We start from the raw sequence: 11,237 nt of genomic DNA on the forward strand, positions 1-11,237 counted from the left end.
GGACAATGGGTCACTGGCCGTCGCCCGTCTCAGTCGTCTAAGGCGGCGTCGGGCCGATACGAACGGCTCACAGCGCGCCACGCTCCCGAACGGAAGCGGTGGTACGTGATGGCGGCGGGGACGGCCGTCTCGGCGAACATCGAGGCGTAGAGCGCCAAGACGCCGATCGTGGGGACCAAGACGCCGGCGTAGGCAATGGGGAGCGCGAATAGGTACATCCCGGCGAGCTGGGAGTAAAACGGCCAGCGCGTGTCACCGCTGGCCCGGAGTGGGCCGGTCGCGCCGCCGTCGACGCCACGGAAGACGACGCTGAGACAGGCCACGGCGACGAATACCGTCACGAGTCCCAGTCCGGACGGGTCGTCGACGAACAGGCGGCTAATCTGGCGCGAAAACGGTGCGAGCGAGAGCGCAACGACCACGTAGACGCCGATACCGAGGCGGAAGATGGTCTGTGCCCACCGGGTCGCTTCGTACTCGTCGTCTTCGCCGAGTGCCTGCCCGACGAGGCTGCTGGAGGCGAGACTCAGCCCCCAATTCGGTGTGTCGAGCAGGGCGCGAACGCGGAGGGCAACGACGTACGCCGAGACGACGGTCGGCCCGAACAGGCCGACGATGAACAGTCGGGGGAACTGTGCACCGGTGCGGGCGAGGTTCGTCCCGACGAGCGGCGACCCAACGGCGGCGAGGTCGCGGGCCAGCGACGCGTCGACGAACGGCCGCGAGAGCGGGATCTGGACCGGAAAGTCGAGTCCGGGAAGACCGCCGCGAACGAGGCCAACGGCTAGCGCCGCGGTGACGAGGACGTTAGCGATGACGGTGCCGATGGCTGCACCGACGACGCCCATCCCCAGTCCGAAGATGAGGACGGCATTGAGGACGACGTTGACCACCGCGCCACCGCCCCGGAGTATCATCGGCGAGTACGCGTCGTCCGCACCAACGAGGGTTCGGCTGCCGACGAGGTTCAGCGCCGCGAAGGGCACCCCGACGGCGAGCGTCCGCAGGTACCGCTCACCGTACGTGACCGCGTCGGACCCCGAGCCGACGATGCCGACCAGCGTCCCCGGAACGAACCAGAACGCTGCCGTCAGCGGGAGCGTGACGGCGAGGACGACGGCGGCGCTCGTCGTCACCGTCAGCCCCAGTTCCTCGTGGGCGTCCGCACCGAAGCGCTGGGAGACCATCCCGATGGTCCCCCCGCCGACGCCACCGCCCAGCGCGAACGCCAGCCCCCAAAAGGGCGCGGCGAATCCGACGCCGGCGATAGCGACCTGCCCGAGCGAGAGACCGACCATGGCGATGTCGGCCGTCGACTTCGACATCCGAGCGAGCCCGGTGACGATGCGGGGCCACGAGAGGTCCGTCGCCCGCGCGATTCGGTCACGTTCGACGAGTCCCGCACGCGAGAGCAGGCTGCCGACCAGCAGGAGGACGCCGCGGACGGGATTGTAACGGGAGGGCACTCGAATCTGCTACTCAGTGGACGTTCAAATGGGTTAAGAAGCCGCGTCTCCCGGTCGACCGACATGCACGTAACGGCCGAGGTCCAAGCGTGGATGACAGACGATGGATTGGGGCCGGCTCTACGAGTGGCAAAACGTCGGAATCGGCGTCGTCGGGATCGCGTCGACGGTCACATTCGCCAATCCCGGCATCCACGTCGTCACTGCCGGGCCGGTTCGTCTCAACGTGTTCTACGTTCCGCTGGTCTGTTTCGGTATCCTCCTCGCGCTATCGGTGTCCCGCGTCGTCGACTCGTAGACGGTTCCCGGCGACCCGCTACCGGAGAGCGACAGGCTTTATCACCGCCGCCGCCGACCGTCGGGACATGAAGACGGAGACGGCGATTCGGTCGGGGACGATGCAGGTCACGATGCTGTTGCTCGTCGCCGGATTCATGTTACTCGCACTGGGACTCGCCGGCGCGCCGTCGTCGATTCAACTCGCCATCGTGCTCTGTGGCCTGGGTGCGGTATTGTATTTCACGCGCCCCGGCGAGGGGGAGGTCGGCTACGTCGCCGGAATCGACGTCGACAGCCTGCTTTCGGCACTCTGGCTGGCGCCGATTATCGCGGCAGTACCCCTCGTCTTCGAAGTCGGCGCGACTGGCGAGGAGGTACAGGCACTGGGCGGCATCCTCGGACTCATCGGAATGGCGAACTACTTCCTCCGCCCGGTGTACCTCCTGCTGTACAGTCTCGTACGGTCGGTTCGCGGCGGAGGCGGGAGCGGGAACCAGAAGATGGAGCGCCTCTGAACTATTCGGCCGTCGCCTCGCGGATCTCGGTCACGTCGGCGTCCGTTTTGAACGTCGTCCCGCCGTAGTGAGTACGCGAGGCATCGTAGCCCGCGTCTCGCAGTTTTTCGATGAAGGCGTCCATCGCCTCCGCGCCGCGCCCCCAGCGCTTGCAGAGGCGGTGCTGGTCGTAGTGCGTCGGCGTGGGCAGTTCCGCGCCGAGCGTCGAGAGCAGGTCCCTGGCCTTCTCAGCGGTGCCCATGTCCTCGCTGACGTGGTCGGAAACTGCTGCCGCAAACTCGGGGTCACAGGTCGCACCAAGCCAGATCGGTCCGGCCGTCTGGAGGTGTTCCCCGCAGACCGGGCACGTCTCGGGCGGGTCCGCGATGAGCCCGTCGTCGTGGTCACGCCAGAGACAACGCTGGCAGTGATGGACGTAGCCGAGTTCGTCGATACAGTCGTTGGCGACTTTCGCGCCGTGGTCGAATTCGAGGTAAGTCCGCACGTAGTGTTTCGTCGCGTGGCTCAGGATGGGGCGAGCGGCGATGTCGTAACGGGCGGCGGTCCGCACCATCGCCGACAATAAGACGCGCATCCCCATCTCCGCGTGGAACTCCGTGTTTCGCGGCACCGTCCCGTAACTGCGGACGCCGCTCTCGAAGTGTGCCCCACACAGCGGCGCGGTGTCGGTCGCGGTGACACAGAGGAGGCGCTTCGTCCCCTGAATCGCCGCGTCGGCGAAGGGGATCGGTGTCCCGAACGGGTCCAAATCCACCACGTCGAATGCCTCGCTGTGCATGAGGACGTTGGCGTCGGCATGGCGAACTTCCGCCGCGAGGTCGTTACGCTCGAGATTCTCCTCACAGAGCGCTACGGCGTCCGTATCGAAGTCACACAGTGTTGTCTCCCAGCCGTCGGCGGCCGCCCGCACCCCGCGGACGCCGCTGGCCGCAGTTGCGTCTAAGTACGACGAGACGCCGTCAAGCCGTTCCCGATAGGCCCGCAGCGCTGCCACGGTCACGTCGCGGTTCAACTCCTGAACGGGGTTGAAGAAGACGTCGGCCCCCTTCCCCGCGTCCGGTTGTTCGGGCACCGAGACGGTCACCTGCCCCTCGCTGACGCGCATATCCCACTCTCCGTGTGGGTGCCGTTAAGTCGTTCGAACGGCGGCGAGCATACTGTTGGCTGTGCCTTCAGTAGCTTACAGTCGACAGTCTCAGTCTACCGATGCCCGCGACCGAACTGCCGAGCGGTCTCTCGGGAGTCGCACCGTGACGGTGGTGCCGTCGCTCGTGTCGAAATCGAGATCCCCCGCGAGCGTCGTCGTGGTCCAGCGGATCAACCAGAGACCCACGCCGCGGCCGTGGTCGAGGTCAGTCTCACGGCCGCGTTCGAGTACCCCCAGTTCGTGGTCCGGAATCCCCTCCCCTCCGTCCTCGACAGTGAAGTGTATCTCGTCGCCCGGTCCCGAAACGGTCGCCGTCACCGCGACGGGCACGTCCCCGTGTTCGAGGGCGTTCTCCACGAGGTTCCGCACCAACACTGCCAACACCGACGGCTGTGTCCACAGCGTGAGGTCGTCGGGTATGGTGACCGTGACACTGCCGTCGTGGTCCGCTTCGAGCGACTCGACGACGTCGACCACCCGGTCGCGGAACGGAATCGCCTCGACCCCCTCGTCAGCCCCCATCTCCGAGAGCGTCCGCGCTTTCTCGCCCGATTCGGCTAGGCGGGCTATCGCCCGGTCGATCGTGTCGGCGTGGTTGCCCAGTTCCCCGTCTAGCGCGCCGGTGAGCAGTTCCGCTCGCGCCTGGATGACGACTGTCTCGTTGCGGACGTTGTGTCGTAGAAAGCGGTTGAGCACCTCCAGTCGTCGCTCGCGGCGCAGCTCGTCGGTGATGTCCTGAAAGACGACGGTGTAGCCCAGATTGGTGTCGCGCTCGTTCCGGAGTGGCGTCCACTGAACCTTGTACTCCCGGTAGCGCTCGCGGTTCTCGACGCCGAGTCGGTCCCGGTCCGTGCCGAGCGGCAACTCGTCGCCGACCAGCAGGTCGTCGAGCGGGTCGGTCAGCGCCGCTCGCTTCTCGACTGCCAGCATCGTCTCGGCGGCGGGGTTGAGGTTGACGAGACGACCCGCGACGTCGACGATCGCCACCGGCGTCGCGATGTCGTCGATGGCCGCGCGCTCGCCAGCCCGTCGAGTCGCCGGGTGGAACTCGAACATGTCGCTCCGGACGAAGGCGTACGCATCTAGCGCGATGTGCGGTAGAAACAGCAGCGTCGTAAAGTTGAGCGACGGCGCTGGACCGATGCCGCCGGCCCAGGCGAGCAACGCGAACCCGGGAGGGAGCGGGCTCAGTCCGACCGCGATGGCCTCGCGGCGGTACAGCGGTCCGTAGCTGACGACGGTGTCGAAGACGAGTAGCGTCCCGAAACTGACCAACAGCGTCGTCACCAACACGGCCAGCGAGCCGAGCGGTCGGAGCGTGTAGGTGGCCCCCGCGACGCCGAACGTCGGGTCGACGGAAAACCCCGTCCAGAGAAGGGAGTGGCGCGGATTCGTCAGCGCCAGCGCCGACGCCGCGGCGGGCAATAGCGCGGTCGACTGAAACCACCGGCTCCCGAGGATGGCCGTTCGGCCCGTATAGCCCAGCGCGAACGAGACGAAGAAGAACCCGATCCACGAAAGGCACACCCAACCGACCATCTCCAGCGCCAGTCGGATCGTCCGGTCGTAGACGAACAATGCGGTCCCGTAGGTGAAACACCACACCGCCATCGTGGTAATCGTCGCGACGAACCACTTCGCGCCCGGTTGTCCCCAGTGCCGCCGGAGACGCGAGAGCAGATACAGCGACCCGACCCCCGACGTAAACGAACCGAGCGCGAGCCAGGGGACGGTGGCAGCCATGCTCTATCGTAGCGATGCTCCCTGTTTATCCTTCCGGGCATCTCACCGCGCGAGACGACGCTGTTTTGTCGGGGGTCGCCGTAGCCAGCGTGTGAGCACCGTCGACGACTGGGTCCGACTGCTGGAAGCAGACGGAGAACTCTCCCCCGAAGCAGTGACCGCGATCGTCGACGCCCACGGCGACCGCGGGACGCGCGCCATCGAAGCCGTCGGCGAGAGCCGGGTCAAACAGTACCGCGATTTCACCGTCGTCGTCGGCTACGAGGACGAGTACATCGTCGAGGACGGCGGCTGTCACTGTGCCGACGCCGAGTACAATCTCGACAGCGCCGACCCCGACGAACTCTGTTGGCACGCCATCGCCGTCCGCATCGCCGAGGCAATCGATGCCGTCGACGAACACGACATGTGGTACTCCGACGTACGCGATTTCCTCTGAAAAACGTCGAACCGTGCGTCTGTAAAAATACTGCCGAACCGAGCGTTAGTCGTCCGACGGGAGCGGGTTCCCCTCGCCGTCCGTCGGGGCGGGCGAGGACTGCATGTCGTCGTCCTCGGTGTAGGGGTACCACGTCATCTTCGTGTTGTGCATGTACGGGTCCTCGTAGTCGGTCTCCTCGGGTTCGACCAGTTCGGCGAGGGTGTCCTCGTCGCGCGCTTCGACGAAGTCACGGAACGCCTCGCCGTCCTCGCGCAGGTCTTTGAAATTCTCGACGAGGTTCCGAATCGCGCCGGGCACCTCGTCGGCGGGGACGCGCATCTCCACCCAGTCGGCAAAGCGTGGGTCCTCGCCAAGGCCGCCGCCCAGCCCGATGTCCAGCGCCTCGACCGGTTCGCCGTCCTTGCGCGTCTTCATCCCGCGCAGGGAAACGTCGGCGATCTGGGGTTGGGCGCAGGAGGCCGTACAGCCCGAGAGGTGGATGTGGAAGTCCTCGTGGTCGGCGGGAAGGGAGACGTTCTCCTTGAGCCAGCGGGCGTAGCGGACCTGCCGGTTCTTCGTCTCGACGATGGAGAGCGAACAGTACTCCGTGCCCGTACAGGCGATGGAGCCGCGCATGAACGGCGACGGCTCGGGCGAGTAATCGTCGAGCAGCGCCTCGCTCTTGAGGTCCTCTAGGTTCTCCTCGGGCACGTCCATGACGATGATGTTCTGCCGTTGGGTCAGTCGGACCTCGCCGGAGCCGTACTTCTCGGCCAGTTCGGCCAGTTCGAGCGTGTCGTCTGCGCCCATCCGGCCGACCAGCACGTTCAGGCCGACGTAGTAGTTGCCGTCCTTTTGCTCGTAGATGCCGACGTGGTCATCGTGACCCTCGTTGCGACCGGAGTTGTAGGTGTACTGGTCGCGCATGTCCTCGCCCGCCGTCTCCAGTTCGAAGTCGACGAACTCGTCTTGGAGGACCTGGCGCATCTTCTCGGGGCCCCACTCGTCGACGAGGAACTTGATACGGGCGTTGAAGCGGTCCTCGCGGTCGCCGTATTCGCGGAAGAGCGCGGACATCCCGTGACCGATGTCGGCCGCCTTCTCCGGGGGCACCCACACGTCGATGTCGCGGGCGAGACGCGCTTCCTTCCGAGAGAGTCCGCCGCCGACGCGGATGTTGAATCCGAGTTCTCCGTCCTTCTCGGCGGGTTCGTACGCGAGGTCGTTGATGTCGCCCTGTCCACAGCCCTCGTCACAGCCAGTCACGGCAACCTTCCACTTGCGCGGGAGGTTGGCGTAATCATCGTTGCCCTTGAACGTCTCGTGGAGTTCTTCGGCGACCGGCCACGCGTCGATGTGTTCGTGTTTGTCCTTGCCGGCGACGGGACACCCGACGATGTTTCGCCAGGAGTCACCACAGGCCTGCTGGGTCGAGAGACCGACGGACTCCAGTTTCTCGAATATCTCAGGGATGTCCTCCAGCTTTATCCAGTGTAGCTGGACGGACTGGCGGGTCGTCCAGTCACAGTAGGCGTCGCCGAACTCGGGGTTCGAGGCGGGACCAGTCGCGTACTCCTTTGCCACCTCGCCGATGACTTCGAGCTGGCCCGGCTCGATGACGCCGTTCGGTGTCCCGATGCGCATCATGAAATACGACTCCTGACCGGAGCGCTGGTGGTACAGTCCCCACCACTTGAAGCGCTCGAACCACGCGTCGTGTTCGTCCTCGGGGATGGCCTCCCAGCCCTCCTCTGCGAACTCCAGGAGGTGCTCCCGAATCTCGTTACCGTACAGCTCGTCCTTCCAAGACTCTACTTTGCTCGGCATAGTTAGTGTGTTCGCCCACTAGTCATCCACCCTTATACGACACGCTTTGCCGTCAACCGTCTCCCCCACTCGCTGAAACAGGATAATATTGCCACCTATTCGGGCCGGGCGAGTCGGGTGCGCTTTTCGGGAATGTGGACGCTCTCGTGAACGACGCCGTAGAATTCGCCCGAATCGGGGTCTACGACGCGACCAACCGTCAACCAGTCTGTGACACCGCTCGCGCCACACGCGATACACTGCCCGGCGACACGTGCTTCGATATCCGGGTGGTCGACACCGACCTCGACGAATCCTTCGGCAAGGAAATCGGTCACTTCACAGTCACAGAACTCGCTTCGCGCCAGAAGCCACAGATCCGAGACGTTCACTTCCCGGGAGTCGTTGACGGAGATCCACGCCCCGTCGTCGAGCTGGTGAACGTCGGTCGTCATTACATCTCATTAGATCCCGGAGCTACCTGAGGGCGTCGGCGCTCGCAAGTTTCGCCGGAGAGTCCACAATTCGACCGCCTGCGTGCGGTCCGTGTGCTATGGTAACAATACAGTATCGAACAGAGTCGTCGTCCGAGATACTGCCAAGTATCTCCGGTAAGCCGCAGTGCGGGTAGAGATTACAGGAGAGTGCGGCCTTATGATAGTGGGCCTATTACAGAGGGATAGCGACACGCGGCACTCTATCGCCGCGCCAATAGAAACGATGACGAACGCACATCAGACCCACGACGAGACCGACGCCGAAGCAGACGAACCAACCACTGACCACCTCGATGACGTCGAGGACGGATGTGGCTGCACCGAGATCTGGGAACACATGAGCGAAACGCGAGAAACCGCTGCTGACGACGACTGAAACGGACTATTTAGCTGTTTCCGGCATTCCCAGACCCGAGAGCGAAATACCGATCGGAACTGCGATAGCCCGTATGAGACCCTCAGACGGGATACTTTTGTGGACTGAACGCTAACGACGAGTCGATGCCAGAGGACGCGCCACCGGCCGACCGCGAATCACCGGTGGGAAAACCCGTCATTCGCGGCGATCCCGAACTCACCGGCCAGCGAGCCGACGAGGCCGTCGAATTCGACCCCGAGGATCCGGAGAGTCTCGAACTCGCCGCACGGACGGTTCGACGCTTCTCCGAGAACACCGCTGGTGCCGACGACAACGTCTACATGCTGCGAGGGGCCGCGGCGTGTGCGGCGCTCGTCCGCGGTGAAGGCTCCTACAAAGCCGCCGCGAAACGGGCCGGCGGCGACGCGACGGTCTCGTTCATCCGCAAGTGGTCCCGCGTCCACGACCTCCCTCGCTCGGTGCGTATCCACGTCGCCAAGGGGGAGATTGCGCCGACCGCAGCCAAACACATCGCCCGCGTCGCCGGTGAGGCCCGCCTCTTGCTGGCGTGGGCCGCACTGGACCACGACCTGACTGTGCGCCAGATTCGCTCGGTCGCAAGCAGCGTCAACGACGGTGCCTCCATCGAGGACGCACTCGCCGCCGAAGGCTACCGCCTCGGCGAACTCTCAATCACTGTCGACAGAGACGCCTACTGTAAACTCCGCCAGCGTGCCGCCGTCGACGCCACCGACCCGAGCACCGTCGTCACCGAGGCGTTAGAGTCGGCACTCGACGACGTATCGTAAGGTCTTAACCCTCACTCCCCCCAGCGAATAGCGAGGGCCGGTAGCTCAGTCAGGCAGAGCGTCTGGCTTTTAACCAGATGGTCGGGGGTTCAACTCCCTCCCGGCCCGTTGCCCTTCGAACGACAGTGAGCAGTGGCAACAACAGGAGGGTGTGAACCCTGAGAGTCGCACGCAACGCAGTGAGCACGTCTCGCTCCGGTTCAACTTCCGAAAGACGCTGTCAGCGTCTTTCGACCTTCGCGACACGACGTGCTCGCTCAGTCCCTCCCGGCCCGCTTCTATAACGAACGGACGTGAGGAGCGAAGCGGCTATCGAGACCGGTTGATTTACCACGTTCACTGTCGAGTGGCCGTGTATGACCACATTCACTAACGGACTCGCCGACCCACTCAAACCGATTGGTCTCACCGCCGGCGCGTTTCTCGTCCTCGCAGCGCTCGGAACGATCGTCGGCGCGCCGTGGGCGACCCACGCCAGCATGGCAAGTGCGATACTACAGGTCGGCGGCGCAGTCCTAATGATCGTCGTCGGCGCGCTACTCGCCTATCTGAGCGTCTCGGATAGCAAGTAACTGAAAAAAGCGTTCGTTCTTCTCAGCCGCGGGTCGGGAGGTACGCCATTCCCAACATGAGGACGGCCGCGATACCGCTCAGGATCGAGACGCCCCAGAGCCCGTTCGTGCGCTCGTGGAAATAATCCTGATTGGCACGCTGATCCTGATAGGTCGCGTACTGATCGATACTGGCGAGTTGGACCGTGCGGTGGTCCGGGAAGTGCGCGAAGTACTGCTGACCCTGCAGTGTGACGTTGCCACCCTCGCTGAGCTCGACCGTCCGGTTTCGCGGAGCAAACCACTCTACCGTCGCGCTCTGGGCGGAAACGTTAGTGAGCGTCGTTTCCTGAAGTCCACTCTCGCTCTGGTACGGGACGGTTTGGGAGACCTGGTACGTCCGCGTCTCGGGCTCAGGTAGCCATTCGCTGGCCGGACGGAGCGTGTTGTTCTCCCGATAGACCACGTAGTCGGTCCCGTTCTGAGTCACGAGCGAGTTCTCTACAGCGGAGTCGTTCTGGAGCAGTGCTGAAACGTTGAGCTGCTCGCGGAGCGTTACCGAGTTAGACGAATTGCTGGTCGTGACGTTGTACGTCGTGTTGTCTAGCGTCGTCGTCGACCCGTTCTCTAACGTCCCCGTGTATCGAGACGACTGATTAGTCCACGACAGTTCAGCGGCCATCGACCCACCACCACCGCCACCGTGACCGCCGCCACCACCACTCGACATGTGGACGTTCGCTACGGTGTAGGTGGTTCCGTCGATCGTGAACGTACTCTCGTTGGACAAGTCGTTCGCTTCGAGAGACACCTCCGGCTGCTGACTCTGCGCGACGCCAATGTACGCGTACGCTGCGACACTGATGACGAGGAAGAACGCGAAGTATGCCGCCGCGGCTCGTCGTTGCATATCCTGACGGTCAGTCGGCGCGCGGTTTAATGATTACTTTTCGACCGCACAGTCAGTCTGCACTGTTCTGGTGAGAGTATCTCGAAGAATCACCGATAGCTTGCGTATACCGACGGCGAACTGGCAGGCGTCGATTCCGCGGCGGCGTGGCCGCCGCTATGTCCGACTCGTCTGCCGAAGAAAAGCCAAGGGCCGGATTTGAACCGGCGATGGGCGGCTCTGCAGGCCGCTGCGTTAGGCCGGACTCTGCCACCTTGGCGCAGTTATTCGTACTCAACTCGGTCGCTTAAGGGTAGCGGATTCGACTAGCCCTCACCTTCCGACTGTCCGGGTTCCCCGACGCCTTCGATCGGAATTACATTGAAGATAGAGGTCTGTGCGTCTTCGGCCGATTCGAACGTCGAGCTCTCGGTCCGTGACAACACATCGACCAATGGTTCCGACCCGTCGGCGTACAGAAGTTCCACATCGTCGAAGCGCGACCGCGCCGTCTCGACTTCGAGTGAATACTCCACGTCCGTCAACAGATCGGTGAGTTCGTTCAGTTTGACTTCACGAGTCATACGGGTACCTTCCGCGACGATCGCATAGTTACTCGCGGCCTATAAATACAGGAAGCCCACGCGGAGAGGACAGATGTCTCTCCGCGTGGGCTCGATGAGTGATAAGGAATGGAAATGAATGGTGGCGGCGAACCAAATTTCCCAGAGGCTCGCGCACTCCAGTACTCGCTGG

At 63.9% G+C, this 11,237-nt stretch carries 13 protein-coding genes and 2 tRNA genes; 7 read left to right on the forward strand and 8 right to left on the reverse strand.

Going from position 1 to position 11,237, the window contains the following annotated elements; genetic code table 11:
* Positions 1-29: 29 nt before the first annotated feature.
* Complete coding sequence (locus E4S61_RS20705) at positions 30-1,466, reverse strand: MATE family efflux transporter (protein WP_135305831.1); 1,437 nt, start codon at positions 1,464-1,466, stop codon at positions 30-32.
* A 103-nt stretch (positions 1,467-1,569) separates the two neighbouring features.
* On the opposite strand from E4S61_RS20705, the gene E4S61_RS20710 reads away from it, so the two are divergent.
* Both E4S61_RS20710 and E4S61_RS20715 read left to right on the forward strand, forming a co-directional pair.
* Positions 1,570-1,764, forward strand: a complete 195-nt coding sequence (locus E4S61_RS20710) for a hypothetical protein (protein ID WP_135305832.1) — start codon at positions 1,570-1,572, stop codon at positions 1,762-1,764.
* A gap of 67 nt (positions 1,765-1,831) precedes the next feature.
* Positions 1,832-2,260, forward strand: coding sequence for a hypothetical protein (locus E4S61_RS20715; RefSeq protein WP_135305833.1), 429 nt, complete (start codon positions 1,832-1,834; stop codon positions 2,258-2,260).
* A 1-nt stretch (position 2,261) separates the two neighbouring features.
* Here the strand turns inward: E4S61_RS20715 and E4S61_RS20720 are convergent, their stop codons facing one another.
* Together E4S61_RS20720 and E4S61_RS20725 are read right to left on the reverse strand one after the other, a co-directional pair.
* Positions 2,262-3,365 carry a tRNA (guanine(26)-N(2))-dimethyltransferase gene (locus E4S61_RS20720; protein ID WP_135305834.1) on the reverse strand — a complete coding sequence of 368 codons (1,104 nt, stop codon included), beginning with the start codon at positions 3,363-3,365 and terminating at the stop codon, positions 2,262-2,264.
* A gap of 90 nt (positions 3,366-3,455) precedes the next feature.
* Positions 3,456-5,150: a histidine kinase N-terminal 7TM domain-containing protein gene (locus tag E4S61_RS20725; RefSeq protein ID WP_135305835.1), complete on the reverse strand. Its 1,695-nt coding sequence runs from the start codon at positions 5,148-5,150 to the stop codon at positions 3,456-3,458.
* 91 nt (positions 5,151-5,241) lie between these two features.
* On the opposite strand from E4S61_RS20725, the gene E4S61_RS20730 reads away from it, so the two are divergent.
* The gene (locus tag E4S61_RS20730; protein ID WP_135305836.1) at positions 5,242-5,589 is read left to right on the forward strand and encodes a hypothetical protein; all 348 of its coding nucleotides are present in this window, start codon (positions 5,242-5,244) and stop codon (positions 5,587-5,589) included.
* 45 nt (positions 5,590-5,634) lie between these two features.
* On the opposite strand, the gene E4S61_RS20735 is transcribed toward E4S61_RS20730, so the two are convergent.
* Positions 5,635-7,398, reverse strand: coding sequence for a nitrite/sulfite reductase (locus E4S61_RS20735; RefSeq protein ID WP_135305837.1), 1,764 nt, complete (start codon positions 7,396-7,398; stop codon positions 5,635-5,637).
* Between the two features lie 95 nt (positions 7,399-7,493).
* Complete coding sequence (locus E4S61_RS20740) at positions 7,494-7,832, reverse strand: hypothetical protein (protein WP_135305838.1); 339 nt, start codon at positions 7,830-7,832, stop codon at positions 7,494-7,496.
* 265 nt (positions 7,833-8,097) lie between these two features.
* On the opposite strand from E4S61_RS20740, the gene E4S61_RS25675 reads away from it, so the two are divergent.
* The 4 genes from E4S61_RS25675 (at position 8,098) to E4S61_RS20755 (ending at position 9,613) form a co-directional block, all read left to right on the forward strand.
* Complete coding sequence (locus E4S61_RS25675) at positions 8,098-8,250, forward strand: hypothetical protein (RefSeq protein WP_167768596.1); 153 nt, start codon at positions 8,098-8,100, stop codon at positions 8,248-8,250.
* A gap of 125 nt (positions 8,251-8,375) precedes the next feature.
* Positions 8,376-9,041 (forward strand): DUF7119 family protein, encoded by a 666-nt coding sequence (locus tag E4S61_RS20745; protein WP_135305839.1) that lies wholly within the window; start codon positions 8,376-8,378, stop codon positions 9,039-9,041.
* 34 nt (positions 9,042-9,075) lie between these two features.
* Positions 9,076-9,149, forward strand: a tRNA-Lys gene (locus E4S61_RS20750).
* 248 nt (positions 9,150-9,397) lie between these two features.
* On the forward strand, positions 9,398-9,613 hold the full coding sequence (locus tag E4S61_RS20755; RefSeq protein WP_135305840.1) for a hypothetical protein: 216 nt from the start codon (positions 9,398-9,400) through the stop codon (positions 9,611-9,613).
* Between the two features lie 22 nt (positions 9,614-9,635).
* On the opposite strand, the gene E4S61_RS20760 is transcribed toward E4S61_RS20755, so the two are convergent.
* From E4S61_RS20760 to E4S61_RS20770, 3 genes are all read right to left on the reverse strand, one after another.
* A complete protein-coding gene (locus tag E4S61_RS20760) occupies positions 9,636-10,502 on the reverse strand; it encodes a hypothetical protein (protein ID WP_135305841.1) in 867 nt (288 codons plus the stop codon).
* Between the two features lie 183 nt (positions 10,503-10,685).
* Positions 10,686-10,761: transfer RNA gene (locus E4S61_RS20765), tRNA-Cys, on the reverse strand.
* 46 nt (positions 10,762-10,807) lie between these two features.
* Entirely contained in the window at positions 10,808-11,065 is a 258-nt protein-coding gene (locus tag E4S61_RS20770) for a DUF5789 family protein (protein WP_135305842.1), read from the reverse strand.
* Between the last annotated feature and the right edge of the window lie 172 nt (positions 11,066-11,237).

Origin of the sequence: Haloarcula amylovorans (assembly GCF_004681185.1) — an archaeon.
GTDB classification, from domain to species: Archaea; Halobacteriota; Halobacteria; order Halobacteriales; family Haloarculaceae; genus Haloarcula; species Haloarcula amylovorans.